The organism is Ancylobacter dichloromethanicus (assembly GCF_018390645.1).
GTDB lineage: Bacteria > Pseudomonadota > Alphaproteobacteria > Rhizobiales > Xanthobacteraceae > Ancylobacter > Ancylobacter dichloromethanicus.
In genome coordinates, this window is record NZ_JAHBGC010000049.1 from 117,234 (window position 1) to 132,108 (window position 14,875).

Genomic DNA, 14,875 nt, shown 5'->3' on the forward strand with positions numbered 1-14,875 from the left:
CCAGCCAAGATCGATCCACGGTACTACATTGAAGGCGCGAGCTGGGAGCATGACGTCGCCCGACGCAACCGGAACTCGCGGGCGCTGGCCTGGATCGTCGCCGGCGTCATGACCATCGTTGCCGTCGGCTCGCTCGGCGCACTGGCGCTGCTGGTGCCGTTGAAGACCTACGAGCCCTATATGGTGGTGGTCGATAGGGCTTCGGGCTTCGTCGAGGTCAAGCGACCGATGGCCGAGGGGCCGCTGACGCAGGACGAGGCCGTCACCACCTTCAATGTGGTCCGCTATATCAAGGCGCGCGAGACCTATGATCCGAGGGCGCTGAAGGACAATTTCGACCTGGCGCAGCTTCTCGCTACCGGCGACGCGGCGCGTGAGCTGACCGAGATCTATTCGCCGGCCAATCCGCAGAATCCGGTCAAGATCTACGGCTCCAACACAGAGGTCACCGTCTCGGTGAAGTCGGTGACGTTCCCGAACAACCGCACCGCGCTGGTGCGGTTTTCCACCGACGAGAAAACGGCGACCAGCATCACGACGCGCAACTGGGTTTCGCTCGTGCGCTTCCGCTACACCTCCGCACCGATGCGCAACGAGTATCGCTTCGACAATCCGCTCGGCTTCCAGGTGCTCGAATATCGACGCGACCAGGAGACGGCTCCCTCTCCCGGCACGGCCGGAGCGCAGAGATCATGAGGCGGCGCCTGATCCTTGCAGGCTGCGTCTTGCTTGTGTCCGGCCATGCGTTCGCGGAAGCGATCCCGCGCGCGGGACGGGTCGATGCTCGCGTCCGCGACGTCGTCTATAACCGCGACAACGTCACGGCGATCGACGCCACCTACGGCACGTCGACGATGATCCAGCTGCAGCCGGACGAGAAGATCGAGACGCTGGCGCTCGGCGATTCCCTTGCCTGGAAGGTCGAGCCCAATCGCAAGGGCGACATCATCTTCGTCAAGCCGATCGACAAGAATGCGCAGTCGAACCTCAACGTCGTCACCGACAAGCGCATCTACAGCTTCCTGCTGCGGTCGAACACGCGCGCGCCGAATGACCAGATCTACGCGGTTCGGTTCCGGTTTCCCGACGACGAGGCGAGCGCGAAGCTGCTCGCGGCCGCCAAGGAGCGCGCCGCCAATCCGAACCTGCGCGATCTCAACATCGCCAACGCCAACAGCGACTATGGCTACAAGGGCTCGTCGACCAACAAGCCGGTCGCCGTGTTCGACGACGGCGTGAAGACCTGGTTCCGCTTCGAGGGTGAAACGCCGGCGATCTACATCGTCGATGCCGAGCGCAATGAGAGCCTGGTCAATTTCCGGACCGAGGGACCGTTCGTCGTCGTCGACAAGGTCAGCCCGCAATGGACGCTGCGCAATGGCACGGAATCGACCTGCATCTTCAATCGGCGTGCGACCAATGTGCACGAGCCGAATGGGCTCGAGCCCTATGCGCCGCAGCGCGTAGGTTTTCCGTCAGCCAGCGCAGGAGGCTGACGCGCCATGCCCTCGCCACAGGATTATCGCTCGCTCGAACTGGAAGCCTCCGCTGCGACGGCGGTAGCGCGGGGTTCGACTGCCCTCGGCAATTTGGTGAAATTCGGCGTGCCGCTCGGCGCCGTCTTGATCGCGGGATGGATGATCTACGCCTCGCTCGGCAGCGGTCCACGGAACATGACCGCGCCGGACAAGGAAGAGTTCACGACGACGCAGTTTCCGGCGCCATCGCTGCAAACCCCACGGACCCAGACCGACCAGGGCACTATTCTCATCCCGCAAGCGCCGCCTGTGCCGCCCGAGCCGGTCTTGCCACCACCGCCCATCGCGCCGCCCCTGGCACTGCCGGCGCCGCCGCCACCCGAGCCACCGCTCGCCCTGTCGGCACCGAACGATGATGAAGCGCGCCGGCTGGCCGAACTCGAGCGGCTGCGCCAGGAAGAGGAGCGGCGGAAGTGGGAACGGTTCCGCGCGCCGCAGGTGATTGCCGACAACGCCAGTCCGAGCGATGCAGCTGGCAGTCCCGCCGATCCGGCGCGCGCGGCTGCCGGGCAGGACGAGGACCCCAACCGCCGCTTCCTGGCGTCGGTCGCGAGCGCCGGCGTCGAGATCGCGAAGGCGGTGAAGAACGATCGGATCGATGCGCTTGTCGCACAGGGCACGATGATCCGCGGGATTCTTGAGACCGCCGTTCAGAGCGACCTGCCGGGCATGGTGCGCGCCGTCACGGCTGAGAATGTCTGGTCATTCGACGGCCGCCGCATTCTCATCCCGGCAGGAAGCCGGCTCGTTGGCGAATACAAGTCCGGAATCTCGCAGGGGCAGACCCGCGTCTTCGTGGTGTGGACGCGGCTGCTGCGCTCGGATGGGGTGTCGGTCCAGCTCGGCTCGAACGGCACCGACGATCTCGGCCGCGCCGGCAATGCCGGCTTCGTCGACAATCACTACCTCGAGCGCTTCGGCTCCGCGATCATGCTGTCGGTCGTCGGCGGCGTTTCGCAATTCCTGAGCGGCTATGGCCAGTACGACAACAATAATAATGGCACCACGATCACGACGACCGATCCGGTCACGGGCCTCGTCACCACGACCCAAACGGGCACCAACCAGAACAGCCAGTCGCTCCAGGCCCGCCAGATCGCCGCGCAGAATGTCTCGCAGACGCTGACCAATATCGCCCAGGAGGCGCTGAAGAACTCGATCAACATCCCGCCGACGATCTATCTCGACCAGGGCACGCGGATCATCGTCTTCGTGCGCCGGGACCTGGATTTCTCCTCCCTTTACCCCGATCCGGTGAAGGAGGCGCTCAGGGAGCTCAAGCGTGAACGCGCCGGCGCGAAACCTGACAGTCTTCCTCGATAGGGCGCTCGGGCCCATTCGGCCTTGGCTCGACGACGACCAGGTCGTCGAGATCTGCGCCAATGGCCCCGGTGAGGTCTGGGTCGAGCGCTTCGGTCAGGCCGCGATGGAGTGTCATCCGGTTCCTGAGCTCACCGAGCTCGCAATCCGACACCTCGCCGAACGCATTGCCGGTCATTCCGGCCAGAGCGTCAACGAAGAGCATCCGCTGCTGTCGGCGGCGCTGCCGACGGGCGAACGCTTTCAAGGCGTGATGCCGCCGGCGACGACAGCGGGCGGGGCTTTCGCGATCCGCAAGCAGGTCATCAAGGAGATGCGGCTCGATGATTATCGCCGGCTCGGCTCGTTCGAGAAAGTCGCGACCGTCACTGAGGGCGAATTGTCGGATGTCGACCGGCAGCTCTGTGCGCATCTCGACGCCGGCCGCATCGAGAACTTCATCCGCCTCGCCGTCGTGAACCGCTATTCGATCCTGCTCTCGGGTGGCACCTCCTCCGGCAAGACGACATTCCTCAACGCGATTTTGAAGGAGGTCCCAGTCGAGGAACGCATCGTCACCATCGAGGACACCCGCGAGGTGAACCCGATCCAGAGGAACTATCTGCCGCTGGTCGCCTCGAAGGGCGATCAGGGTGAAGCCCGCGTCACCGTCGAGACGCTGCTGCAGGCTTCGATGCGCCTGCGTCCGGACCGTATCTTCCTCGGCGAGATTCGCGGTGCGGAGGCCTATTCGTTTCTGCGGGCCATCAACACCGGCCATCCCGGCAGCATCACCACGGTCCATGCCGATAGTCCGGCCGGCGCGTTCGAGCAGCTCGCGCTGATGGTGATGCAGGCCGGGCTCGGTCTGCGGCGGGACGAGATCGTTGGCTACATCAAATCCGTCCTGCCGATCGTCATCCAGCAGACCAAGGTCGGCGGCTGGCGCGGCACCTCGGCCGTGTATTTTTCGCGGATGGCGGAGTGGCGGGCGGAGAGGGCAGGGGGGACAGGAAGGAAGGCCGGCCATGGCCCGCGTCGTCGTTTATAGGATCGGCATTGCGATCCTGCTCGCCATTGCCTTCTGGCTGCTCTGGAGCATGGCCTATGAGATCGTCGTCGGGCTGCGCTGGGCCCCAGCGCGCTTTCCGGGCGAGGGCGCCAGCCGCTGGGGATTGCTGCGGCTGCAGAATGCCGACCGCTCGGCCGGCTTCTTCCTGGTCGCCTGGCAGCATTTCCATGCCCGTCTTCTTTACCCGGCGACACAGATCGAGGCGCTGATCCGCGCCGGCATTGCGGCGGGGGTGGTCATTGCCCTTGGTCTGGCAGGATGGCTGTTCGCCTTCATCAATCGCCGCCAGATGCCCTTTGGGGCGGCGCGCTTCGGTACGTTGATGGAGGCGGCGAAGCAGGGCCTGACCGGCAAGCAGGGCATCGTGCTGGGGACGATCGGTGGTGTCACGGTGCGTTCGGATGAGCCAGCCCACATCCTCGTGGTCGGGCCCTCGCGATCGGGCAAGGGGACCGGGTTCGTGCTGCCGAACGGCTATCTCTGGCAAGGTTCGGCGGTGTTCTTCGATCCGAAGCGGGAGAATTTCGACGCGCTGGCGAACCACCGCAAGGCCATGGGCAACAAGGTCTTCATGTTCTCGCCGGGCTCCAATGACACGCACCGTTACAACCCGCTCGACTTCGTGCGCCGCGACGAGCGCATGGCGACCGATTGCCTGGTCGTCGCTTCCTTCGTGATCCCCGAGAAAGCGGATGACACCTGGGCCGGGGCGGGGCGACTGCTGCTATCCGCCCTGATCGGGTATGTGCTCTCGTCGCCGCTGATCACCGGGGCGCAGCACATGCGCACGGTCGCCCGGATGACGACCACGGGACGGGACATCTCGTCGGTGCTGCGGGCGATCGTGAAGACCGAGCGGCAGCATCTGCCGACCTGGGTGATCGACAATTTCAACCAGTACATCGCGCTCGAGCCGGAGACCCGCAACAGCGCCGTGTTCAACGTCAACATGGCCATGTCGCTCTGGAACAACGGCTTGATCTCGGCGGCGACCGAGACGTCCGACTTCGACATTCGCGAGCTGCGCCGCCAGCCGATGACCATCTTCATCGGCTGCACCATCGCCGAGCTCGCCATCTTCCGTCCGCTGATCCGCATCCTGTTCCAGCAGATCCATGATCTGATGATGGTGAGGATCCCGGGCGAGGATGAGCCGCACCAGGTGCTGCTCATGCTCGATGAATTCTACCATGTCGGGCGCATGGACTCGCTGATTTCCAAGATTACCATCAGCGCCGGCTATGGCTTCCGCATGGCGATCGTGATGCAGGACATCTCCCAGCTCGATGAGCTCTATGGCCGCAACACGCGCATCACCACCGTGTCCGGTTCGCAGATCAAGCTGTTCATCCAGATCAACGATCTGGAGACGTCGGATTTCGTGTCCGAGATGCTCGGCGAGACGACGCAGGTCTACAAAACGCCGGTGATGCGGCCAGGGCAGGGGATCTTCGCGCCGCGCGCCTGGGCGCCGCACTACACGCCGCGCCCGCTACGCAGCCCGCTCGAATTGCGCGAGATGTCCGACCGCGTGTCGATCCTGATGGTGAAGAACTCGCGCTCGTTCGAGCTTACCAAGATCCGCCACTATCTCGACAAGCCCTATCGACGGCCCTACGAGGCGGCGAAGGGAAATCCGCCGGCGTTGCCGAGCCTGCGCGAATGGAAGGATGAGGCATTGGGCGGCGCGATCAATCCGGCGCCGGCCGCCGAGAGCACCGAAGACGACACGGTCGCCCGGCCACCGCTCCAAGCCGCCGCGCAACGGGCGCCAAGGCGAAATCCTCAACCCCCAGGAAAGAAGGCCCCAGCCAAGCGGCAAGCCGCGGCGGAACCCGCTTTCTTTCCGGCGCCGCTGGTGATCACGAGGGTGAAGCCAGTCGAACGACTGGCCCGCAAGCAGCTCTCGCTTGGTGACCAGCCATTGGTTCCGCCTGGGGAGAATTGCAACATCAGTGATCTACTGGCCGCGTCGGAAAGCGCTCAGCGCCGCGACTTCGAAGCGATGGCTGCCAGCACCGCGGCAGTTGGTCAGGAAGAGCGGGTCAGGCAAGCGCTGACAACCCTTACCGGGCTGCAGGACGGGTTCGGCGACGACGCGCCATGAAATATGTAGCCGTGGTCCGCGCGGCCCGCGTCGCTCACCGAGACGAGCTTGAAGCGACGCGATGGCTCTGCTTCTCAGCAGACGCCGTCCGTTCAGAATAGGCCCATCGGGCTCACCATCAACTGATCGGCGGTGCGCTTCTGCTCCTCGCTGAAGCTTGCGTAGAGCGGCTCCACCGCTACTTTGATCTTTTGGAGCGCTTCCTGGCAAAGAGCCATGGCCTTCTCGATCCGCTCAAGACGCACTGGAAGAGCGCCGTCACGTGCCTGCATCATGCCCTCACGCATGCCCATCATCGCCTTCGCGTTGGCTCGCACGGCGTCTGCGAACACGTTCCATTTGGATTCCTGAACGTCGGTGATCTTGATTTCGGTTTTCAAGAATGCCAGCCGGCCTTCAACGCGCCCGGTCATCATGCCCATCATGGGCATGCCGCCAGTACCCATCATCGACATCATCCCACCCATGGGAATTTGTGATCCGGGCGCGTTCAAAGGCGTGGCGGGCGCTTCAGCGCCCCCGGCCGGATGGTGCTCATCATTAGCCGAGGCGGGTGACCCTGCGAGGAGCATGGCGCTGAAAAGCAGGATGGAGATCGAGGGCATCTTGATCATCGGAGCCGATTCCTTCGCGTTGTGAGTTGTCATGACAGGGCGGAGCCTGCTACGGCGAGGCCCGAAACTCGCTGTTCAACCTTGGCCGGCGTGGCTACTTTTCGGGCCGCCGAGCCGTGGAATGAAGCCCGGCACGTCTCGCATATAGCGTTCATAGTCAGAGCCAAATTCCCCCAAAGACTCGCGTTCTTCGGCGCGGGCAAGACGCACGTACATGAACACCAGCACCGGGAACATCGCGAGGGTCAGCAAGGTCGGCCATTGCAGCAGGAAGCCGAACATCACCAGCACGAAGCCGACATATTGCGGATGCCGCACATAAGCGTAGGCGCCGGTGGTGGCGAGCGTTTGATGGCGCTGTGCCTCGTAGAGCACCTTCCAGCCGGCCGAGATCAGGATAAAGCCGCCACCGATGAATGCGAAGCTCAGGAGGTGAAATGGCCCGAAATGCGGATTGGCTCTCCAGCCGAACATCTCCTCGAGAAGATGCCCGGCGTCATGGGAGAACCAATCGACTCCCGGAAAGCGGCTCTGTAGCCAGCCGGAGAGCAGATAGATCGTCAGCGGGAACCCATACATCTCGGTGAAAAGCGCGACCAGAAAGGCGCTGAAGGCGCCGAAGGACCGCCAGTCGCGCTTTGTCTGCGGCTTGAAAAAACTGAAGGCGAAGAAGATGAAGATCGCCGAATTGATAATCACCAGTGACCAGAGGCCATAGGCAGGAACATCGTCGTGCATGGTCGACCTCCGGACCGTTGATCGCGGCTCAATGTTTGTGAGGCTGGTTCTGGCCGGCATCCGCCGATCCGCTGCCGCTGTCGTTGCTTCCTCCCCGTCCGCCGTGGCCGCCATGCCCGCCATGCATGAAAACATGCATCAACGGGCAGGCGAGGATCAGCAGGAACGGCCAATACCCCAAATACGGGATGAGATGCGCGCGATGCTCGGTCAGAAGATAGAAGCCGCCGATCGCGAGAAAACCGATCAGGACCCAATTTGCGCGGGAGCGAAAGAAGCCACCCTCACCACCATGACCGCCGTGTTCCATTGGAAACTCCACCCACGTCAGACCAGGACGCACCGGCACGCCCTGCAACCGTCCAGAGGTCGCTAGACGATGCAGGCTTGCATCGGCCAGACGCCATCCTCCGAGCGACACGACAGCGCTCGAACCATGGCCGGCCATCTGTTCTGAATCTTTGATCCCGGTTAAACATCCGCCGAGTGTGGATCGATGCAGCAGGACCGATCAGATGCCTCGCCTGCCCCGGCCCGTGGCAGCCGGCGTCATGCTGCAACGAGAGCGGAAAAGCAGGCCACGAGTTCCTGGATCGTCCTCACGCACGAGCCGAGCCTCACGTCGATCCCAGCAGCACAAAGTCTCTGTTTCTCTGGCTCGCCGATAAAGCCGCAGATCAAGCGACCTGGTCTGGCTGCGACAATGAGATCGCATACCGCTGCGGACGTGCGCTGCGGGTTGGCGCGGAATTCTGTCGCGCCCGTGGCGGTATCGACGATCCATATTCCATCGCACTTGCCGAAGAAGGGGCAGAGTGCTGGGCCCGCGTCGGATTTCATCACGATGATCGCAATGCGATTTGCCGGCGGGGGTGGTACGCAGGCGGACCTAGCCATCGGTTCCTCGTTTGAACACCAGCAGAGTCGGGCAATTATGGGACCGGCTAACATATCGGACTTTAAACTCGATCAAACATTCGCGCGGGCAGCGCGGCATGACATCATCTGCCGAGCATCCGACGGGCGGCCGCAGAGTTGCCCCGCGCGCAGGTTTCCGGGCGGTTGATGCGCCCCGCCCGGCATTTGATTTCAATCAATCTCGCCGGGCCTTTCCCCGTATAGGTTTCCGCCGGGCAAATTGGTAGCTGCGGGGCGGTGTGATAGCCTCCGGTTCTGGCCTTCTTGGAAAGAGGCGGATGCTGCGGTTCCTCGCCATACTGATCTTCGCCACAGCGATCATCATGACGCTGAGCGGGCGGAGTATGGCCGGGACAGTAGCGATCACTGCTGATGCGACCATGGTGGTTGTGAGCGCTTCTGGCCTTGGGCCCCACAGTGACGAATGCGACGACTGTCCGGAGTGTCCAAATTCGGACAAGCCCTGCTGTCCGATGAGTACCTGCTCCTGCCCGGCCACCTGCTCAACGAGCTTGGCGCCCCTCCCTAGCAGCCTCGCGGCCCATGCCTTCGAGCGCTCTTCAGTAGGGATGGGGTCCGAAGAAGCCGACCCAGGCTCGGTCATCCCCGGACTCGACCCCCCAGTTCCTCGGCGCTCGACCTAGCGGGTCGATCGGCCCAGCGGAGCGCGATCTAGCTGCCAACGGTCCACGCCCTGCGCGGATCGGGAGCGTGGCTTGATTGTTCCATTCCCGCTGGCGTCGCGCCGCCGAAGCGGCCGGCCGAGCCGGGCGACCTGGTCAGATGGATTCAACCTTCCAGGTGAAACCGACCAGATCGAGGACTGTAATATGACTCCGAGCCAAGCGTCTTATTTGGAGAGCACTATCCGAGCGTCGCGGGATCACGCCCATGGCCGATACGACGGTCTGCAACCCGGGGTGGTCCGGTCCCCAGTTCCTTGGGGAACCGCAAACACGATCAGTGATGCGGAAAGGAACGCCCGTATGCCGATGCCTGGGAATGGCACGACGAAGCAACCCCCGGGCTGTGAGGCTTGCTTCGCGCGGGCTAACCGGGGTTTGTGCGGCGATTGCCAGCCGGGATCGCCCTGTGTGATCGCGAGTTACAAATCTGCTGATCGGGAATTCAAGGCCGGCCAGGATCTCTTCAGCCTCGGTGAGCCGTGCGATTCGATCTACAATCTCCTTGAAGGTTGGGTCATTCTCTATAATTTATTGGAAGATGGGCGACGGCAGATTTTGCACTTCGCATTGCCGGGCGCCGTGCTTGGATTCCATCCTGGCGGCGGCGCGATGATGACATTTGGCGCGCAAGCCTTGACGGATATCGTCGTCAGCACAATTCCGCGCAAGGCGCTTCCACCGATCGTCAAACAGCAGCCGGAGTTCGGTCTGCGGCTTGCCTGGCTGATCGCGCGCGATTGCACCCTGGCTTATGACCGTCTTACCAGCATTGGGCGGCATTCAGCCCGTGAGCGTGTTGCCCACCTGCTGCTCAAGCTGTTCGTCCGCTACCGCGCGCAATGGCCGGGCAGTCATATCGAGGAGATGCATCTTCCGCTGACCCAAGAAGATATCGGAGATGCGACGGGTCTGACCTTCGTTCATGTCAACCGGGTGCTAAGGGATCTGCGAAAGGATAGGATCCTGGAATTCCATTATCGACGGCTCCGGATCCTCGATCCGGACAAACTCGTCGACGTTGCAGGTCTTGACCCTCAGCTCGTGATGTCCTGGATCCGCTGATGGACGATCGACCGGGACAATATTGGATGGAGCGGGCGGAATGTCCGATCCAGCCTTGTTGCGAGCTGCCGCGTCATGCTCCTTCGGCTCCATTGTTGCGCAAAGACAACCGCTGATCTTCCGTCACCAGCGGCCCCTTTGCGTTGCGGCGTCACGGGTCGCGTCTGCGCCCAAAGATGCGATCTCACTCCACGACAAGCCTGTCCGTGAATATCCCCATCTGGCAGCCGAAGCCGAATTTGCCGGGCTTGTCTGGCATGGTCTCCACCCGAACCGTCTGTCCGGCCGACAGGTCCGCGCGCTTATTGAGTCAGCGAAAGCGACCTTCTCGGAACAGAGCGCCGTCTCCTCCCGCGGAAACGTTCAATTGCACCGGCTTGCCATGGCGAACGACGACGGTGTCAAGCTTATACGGCCGGTGGCGCTGCTGGCCGAGCCGAGGCGGGAACATCGTAAAGCGCCTGGAAGACCCGTTCCTCCGTCGCGTCGCGCTGCCTGCGGCCGTTTTCGATCACCTCGGAGACACGGTCAATCGCCTCCCGCTCACGACGGAGATTGGCATCGTCCTCCGGCAGCGGCTGGCGGCGCTGCTCGATCAGACGCGCGAGCGCAGCGACGCCACGCATCCACGGACTGAAGGATTCCGACAGCAGGTAGCGGCTCGTGCGCATCGGATGGAGCCATTCGAGCGTCGCTGCGGTCCAGGGATTGGAGGCCATGCGCACGAACGGGCTGACCATGGTCTTGTAGAATTGCTCGTTCACCTCTGAAAGATGGCGAACCTGCTCGAACTCCGCGCGCGGCGTCGCGAACCGAAGATCCTCGACACGCCGCTCTTCGAACCGGACCGAGTATTCCGGCTTATGGCAGTCGGGATTGCCGGTCGGATTGTCGATCTTCATCTCGTAGAGACCGGGGGCGAGGGTCTCGATTTCGCCGAGGCTTTCGAGGATCGCGCGATGTTCGAACCGCGCCACCTTGGCTGACACGAAAATGCCGAGATGGCCCGCATGGGGGTTCGTCAGGTAGACAATGCGCTGACCGGCGGCCTTGAGATCGCTCGTATCCTTGTACACCACCGGGATCCAGCCGAGCGCCTGGTGCGGCGGGGTGATGTTGTCGCCGTAGGACGCGAAGATCACCAGCGGATTGCGAATACGCCGAAGGTCGGCGACGCAACCCTCGCAGATCCGCATCTTGCCCTCCTCGAGGCGATTGCCGATGAAGAGGTTCTCGACGATGGCGACGATCTCTTCCCGGCTGAGGAAATAGAAGCCATTCCACCACCGCTCGAACTCGAGGAAGCGCTCCCGTTCCGTGTCGACATGCGTAAACAGGTTGGCGTATTTCTCCCAGACGGCTTCGGGCTGAAGGTTTTCGAAATTGAAGGCGAGCCACGCACCGTCCAGGCGGCCGTCGTTGAGATCGGCGAGAAGGTGGGTGGCCCAGACGCCGCCGAGCAGCCCGCCCGCGTTCCGCATCGGATTGACGCCCGATTCTCCCGCCCAATAGGAGAGCGGAGAGCCGTTGAGCACGGCGGGGCCGACCAAGCCTTCGCAATCCGCCGAGAGCAGGGTGATCGCCCAGCCGGCCTGACAGTTGCCATAGAGCACCGGAGGCTTGCCGGGGTGACGTTTGACCACGTCCTCGACGAAGCGTCCGAGCGCATGCAGCACATCCGCCAGGGTCTGGCCCACGCAGGGTTCCGGAAAGAAGGAAACGAAATAGACCGGATAGCCCTCGTGCATGGCGATCCCAACCTCGGAGTCGCGCTTCAAGCCGCCGATGCCGGGCCCATGGCCGGCTCGAGGGTCGAGGATGACGACGGGTGGCTTCGCCGGATCGATACAATCCTCGATGCAATCGTCGCCGATCCGGGTGATCCGCAGGAGGGCGTAGTTGACAGGTCGTTCGAAACGGCGGGCATCGACCAGCGTCTCATAGTCGAAGTCGAGAAGCGGCGGTTTGCCGGCGCGCTCATGGGCGATCATGTTGTTGGCACGCTGGCGCAGCGTGTCCCAAAACAGAATCGACCGTTCAAAGACATCCCTCTGATAGGCCAAGGGATCACCGATGTTGATCGGCAGCCCGGCTGGATTCGCCGCGACGGCCGGTTCCAGGCTTTTCACCGTAGCGGCCGCTACGGTAGCCCGCCGAACAGCCAATTGCCGACCCGGCGACGCCTTCGGCTGGTCAATCAGCGCGGAATCCGATCTTGCTTCGGCCATCACCATCTCCATCATCTGATCTTTAGGGCGAGGAAGTTGAACAGCGGCCAGAAATCCGGCTGCTGTGCCAGCCGCACGCCACGGTCTCGGCAAGACCCCGCGGGACGCTCTTCAACACTATATGCGGCTAGGATGCCTTGACGCTGCTTCCGGCGTCAGGGGTTCCATTTGCCTGCCGACGGATTTCGCCTGCGGTCTCCCGTGCCATGGTCGCACAGTAGTCTTGGACCTTCTGCGAGAGATCGAGCCAAGTCTTCGTCTGCAATGACGTCTCTTCCAGGATGGCCGCCATGACGCTCGATTCCGCCGCGATCACATCCTGCGGTCGCCGGCACTGCACGAATTCCAGAAGCGAGCGTCCGATCCGCTCATTGGCGCCAAGGAGCGTGCTCATCTGAGCGCTGTATGTCTCGCCATAGGCCTTCTGCAGATCGGACGTGAAGGCCTGGAACCGTTTGAACTGGCCGTCGAGCTTGCCGGTATTGTCGGCGCCCGACAGTCCCCACCATGCGAATACAGCGTTCATGCGATCGAAACCAACTGGCGCCTCATTCTTCGTGGCCATTGTTCTCTCCTTCATTGTTTTGTTGCAGTTTCAGGAACGCGACGTTCGATTTACTGTGATGGGTCGCATTTTGCGCTCTCGCGGTCAGTGGATAGCCTCAAGCGCCAAAGCGACCCCCTGACCGCCGCCGATGCACAGCGTCACCAATCCGCGGCGGAGACCGTCCCGGTGCATCGCGTGAAGGAGGCGGGTCGTCAGCACGGCTCCTGTCGCACCGATCGGATGGCCATGTGCTATGGCGCCGCCCTCGACATTGACGATGTCCTCCGGGAGCCCGAGCTCTCCGATGAGCGCCAGGACGATCGCAGCGAAGGCCTCGTTGATTTCCACCCGCTCGACGTCGCCGAGGGTCCAGCCAGCGCGATCCAAGGCCTGCCGAACCGCGGGAACCGGCCCGAGACCGAACAGGCCGGGTTCGACCGCGCCGACCCCGAAGGCCACAAGACGGGCCATCGGCGTCAGGCCGTGCTTCTCGGCCCAGCGGACATCCGCAACGATCATGCCTGCGGCGCCGCTGTTGAGGCCCGGTGCATTGCCGGCGGTGATGGTCCCATCCTTGCGGAAAGCCGGCTTCAACTTGGCCAGCGACTCCAGCGTTGCGTCCGGGCGGTTGTGCTCATCCTTGTCGAAGATCGTCGGCCCCTTGCGACCGGGGATTTCGATCGGCGCGATCTCGGCATTGAACTTGCCGGCCGCCTGCGCCGCGCCGAAGCGTTGCTGCGTTCGCTCCGCCCAGCGGTCCTGCGCCTCGCGCGTCACCTGAAACTTACTGACGAGATCCTCGGTCACCAAGCCCGAGTGGTGATCGGAAAAGGCGTCGTTGAGGCCGTCGCGCAGCATGCTGTCGTAGATCTGGGCATCGCCCATGCGGTAGCCCCACCGTCCGCCCGACATCAGGTAGGGCGATTGGTCCATGTTCTCCATGCCGCCGGCGATGGCGCTCTCGGCGAGGCCGAGCATGATCTCCAGCGCGGCGGTCGCGATCGCCTGCGCACCCGAACCACACACCCGGTTGATGGTCATCGCAGGAACGCCGGCCGGAACGCCGGCCTTGATCGCCGCCTGCCGCGCCGGGTTCATCTTGGCGCCGGCCTGGACCACCTGCCCCATCACGACGGCGTCGATCGCACCGTCTGCGATCTTCGCGCGGGCCAATATTTCCTTGATCACCACGGCGCCAAGCTCGGGTGCAGCTATGTCCTTCAGCGTTCCGCCATACGTGCCGATGGCTGTCCGCACCGGGGTGCAGAGCACGACGTTCGACTGTGCCATGTGGATGTCCTTTCGATTTCCCGGGGGGTGCCTATGCCATGTACTGGCCGCCATTGGCGGTGACCGTTGAGCCGGTGATGAACGTCGCCTCCTCGCTCACCAGGAACTGGACGATGCGGGCGACATCGTCGGCATTGCCCAGCCGCCCGACAGGGATTTGCCCCTCGATCTTTGCGAGAACATCTTCAGACATGGCAGCGACCATGTCCGTCGCGATGTAGCCGGGCGCGACCGCGTTCACGGTGATGCCCTTCGACGCCGTCTCGAGCGCGAGCGCTTTGGTGAAACCAAGGATGCCAGCCTTCGCGGCTGCATAGTTGGTCTGACCAAGCTGCCCCTTCTGACCGTTGATCGAGGAGATATTGACGATCCGGCCGAAGCCGTGATCACGCATGGCGCCGATGACTGCTCGGCACATGTTGAAACAGGAGGTGAGGTCGGTCGCGATGACCTCGCCCCACTGGGCAGATGTCATCTTGTGCAGCATGGCATCGCGGGTGATGCCCGCATTGTTGACGAGGACCTCGACCGGTCCGCCGAGGTCGTTCGCCACGCTGGCCACGCCATCCTGGCAGGCGTCAAAATCGGCAACATCCCATTTGTAGACCGGGATACCAGTATCGCTCGAGAACGCGTCGGCCGCTGTCGCGTTGCCGTGGTAGACGGCCGCAACCGCGTATCCCGCGTCCTTGAAGCGACGCGCAATCGCAGCGCCGATCCCTCGCGTTCCGCCGGTGATGATCGCCACGCGCTTGGTGAGATCATTTGCATTCATT

The 14,875-nt window shown here is 63.1% G+C and carries 14 protein-coding genes; 6 read left to right on the plus strand and 8 right to left on the minus strand.

Going from position 1 to position 14,875, the window contains the following annotated elements; translation table 11 throughout:
- Positions 1-9 precede the first annotated feature (9 nt).
- The 5 genes from KHC23_RS20550 to KHC23_RS20570 are packed head-to-tail and all read left to right on the plus strand — an operon-like array spanning position 10 to position 6,016.
- Positions 10-696 (plus strand): VirB8 family type IV secretion system protein, encoded by a 687-nt coding sequence (locus KHC23_RS20550; RefSeq protein WP_373878492.1) that lies wholly within the window; start codon positions 10-12, stop codon positions 694-696.
- Positions 693-1,496: a P-type conjugative transfer protein VirB9 gene (virB9, locus tag KHC23_RS20555; RefSeq protein WP_213375267.1), complete on the plus strand. Its 804-nt coding sequence runs from the start codon at positions 693-695 to the stop codon at positions 1,494-1,496. The genes KHC23_RS20550 and virB9 overlap by 4 nt, the downstream gene beginning before the upstream one ends.
- A gap of 6 nt (positions 1,497-1,502) precedes the next feature.
- A complete protein-coding gene (gene virB10 / locus KHC23_RS20560; RefSeq protein ID WP_213375269.1) occupies positions 1,503-2,861 on the plus strand; it encodes a type IV secretion system protein VirB10 in 1,359 nt (452 codons plus the stop codon).
- A complete protein-coding gene (gene virB11, locus KHC23_RS20565) occupies positions 2,821-3,888 on the plus strand; it encodes a P-type DNA transfer ATPase VirB11 (RefSeq protein ID WP_213375272.1) in 1,068 nt (355 codons plus the stop codon). The genes virB10 and virB11 overlap by 41 nt, the downstream gene beginning before the upstream one ends.
- A complete protein-coding gene (locus KHC23_RS20570) occupies positions 3,866-6,016 on the plus strand; it encodes a type IV secretory system conjugative DNA transfer family protein (RefSeq protein WP_213375274.1) in 2,151 nt (716 codons plus the stop codon). The genes virB11 and KHC23_RS20570 overlap by 23 nt, the downstream gene beginning before the upstream one ends.
- A gap of 92 nt (positions 6,017-6,108) precedes the next feature.
- Here the strand turns inward: KHC23_RS20570 and KHC23_RS24560 are convergent, their stop codons facing one another.
- From KHC23_RS24560 to KHC23_RS20590, 4 genes are all read right to left on the minus strand, one after another.
- Complete coding sequence (locus KHC23_RS24560; protein WP_246544817.1) at positions 6,109-6,630, minus strand: Spy/CpxP family protein refolding chaperone; 522 nt, start codon at positions 6,628-6,630, stop codon at positions 6,109-6,111.
- Positions 6,631-6,705: 75 nt separating this feature from the next.
- Positions 6,706-7,368 (minus strand): methyltransferase family protein, encoded by a 663-nt coding sequence (locus KHC23_RS20580; protein ID WP_213375276.1) that lies wholly within the window; start codon positions 7,366-7,368, stop codon positions 6,706-6,708.
- Positions 7,369-7,396: 28 nt separating this feature from the next.
- Positions 7,397-7,816 carry a DUF2933 domain-containing protein gene (locus tag KHC23_RS20585; protein WP_373878491.1) on the minus strand — a complete coding sequence of 140 codons (420 nt, stop codon included), beginning with the start codon at positions 7,814-7,816 and terminating at the stop codon, positions 7,397-7,399.
- Between the two features lie 101 nt (positions 7,817-7,917).
- On the minus strand, positions 7,918-8,208 hold the full coding sequence (locus tag KHC23_RS20590; protein ID WP_213375278.1) for a NifB/NifX family molybdenum-iron cluster-binding protein: 291 nt from the start codon (positions 8,206-8,208) through the stop codon (positions 7,918-7,920).
- 1,172 nt (positions 8,209-9,380) lie between these two features.
- Here KHC23_RS20590 and KHC23_RS20595 point away from each other — a divergent pair.
- The gene (locus KHC23_RS20595) at positions 9,381-10,034 is read left to right on the plus strand and encodes a Crp/Fnr family transcriptional regulator (protein WP_271188570.1); all 654 of its coding nucleotides are present in this window, start codon (positions 9,381-9,383) and stop codon (positions 10,032-10,034) included.
- A gap of 407 nt (positions 10,035-10,441) precedes the next feature.
- Here KHC23_RS20595 and KHC23_RS20600 read toward each other — a convergent pair whose 3' ends face one another.
- The 4 genes from KHC23_RS20600 to phbB all read right to left on the minus strand — a co-directional run bounded on the left by KHC23_RS20600 (position 10,442) and on the right by phbB (position 14,874).
- Positions 10,442-12,277, minus strand: a complete 1,836-nt coding sequence (locus tag KHC23_RS20600) for a DUF3141 domain-containing protein (protein ID WP_246544818.1) — start codon at positions 12,275-12,277, stop codon at positions 10,442-10,444.
- A gap of 112 nt (positions 12,278-12,389) precedes the next feature.
- On the minus strand, positions 12,390-12,827 hold the full coding sequence (locus tag KHC23_RS20605; RefSeq protein WP_213375279.1) for a hypothetical protein: 438 nt from the start codon (positions 12,825-12,827) through the stop codon (positions 12,390-12,392).
- 84 nt (positions 12,828-12,911) lie between these two features.
- On the minus strand, positions 12,912-14,099 hold the full coding sequence (locus tag KHC23_RS20610; protein WP_213375282.1) for an acetyl-CoA C-acetyltransferase: 1,188 nt from the start codon (positions 14,097-14,099) through the stop codon (positions 12,912-12,914).
- A 31-nt stretch (positions 14,100-14,130) separates the two neighbouring features.
- Entirely contained in the window at positions 14,131-14,874 is a 744-nt protein-coding gene (gene phbB / locus KHC23_RS20615) for an acetoacetyl-CoA reductase (protein ID WP_213375284.1), read from the minus strand.
- Between the last annotated feature and the right edge of the window lies 1 nt (position 14,875).

Coding starts and splice junctions, on each gene's coding strand:
- virB9 (WP_213375267.1), top strand. CDS start 693: ATGAGGCGGCGCCTGATCCTTGCAGGCTGCGTCTTGCTTGTGTCCGGC.
- virB10 (WP_213375269.1), top strand. CDS start 1,503: ATGCCCTCGCCACAGGATTATCGCTCGCTCGAACTGGAAGCCTCCGCT.
- KHC23_RS20570 (WP_213375274.1), top strand. CDS start 3,866: ATGGCCCGCGTCGTCGTTTATAGGATCGGCATTGCGATCCTGCTCGCC.
- KHC23_RS24560 (WP_246544817.1), bottom strand. CDS start 6,630: ATGATCAAGATGCCCTCGATCTCCATCCTGCTTTTCAGCGCCATGCTC.
- KHC23_RS20580 (WP_213375276.1), bottom strand. CDS start 7,368: ATGCACGACGATGTTCCTGCCTATGGCCTCTGGTCACTGGTGATTATC.
- KHC23_RS20585 (WP_373878491.1), bottom strand. CDS start 7,816: ATGGCCGGCCATGGTTCGAGCGCTGTCGTGTCGCTCGGAGGATGGCGT.
- KHC23_RS20590 (WP_213375278.1), bottom strand. CDS start 8,208: ATGAAATCCGACGCGGGCCCAGCACTCTGCCCCTTCTTCGGCAAGTGC.
- KHC23_RS20600 (WP_246544818.1), bottom strand. CDS start 12,277: ATGATGGAGATGGTGATGGCCGAAGCAAGATCGGATTCCGCGCTGATT.
- KHC23_RS20605 (WP_213375279.1), bottom strand. CDS start 12,827: ATGGCCACGAAGAATGAGGCGCCAGTTGGTTTCGATCGCATGAACGCT.
- KHC23_RS20610 (WP_213375282.1), bottom strand. CDS start 14,099: ATGGCACAGTCGAACGTCGTGCTCTGCACCCCGGTGCGGACAGCCATC.
- phbB (WP_213375284.1), bottom strand. CDS start 14,874: ATGAATGCAAATGATCTCACCAAGCGCGTGGCGATCATCACCGGCGGA.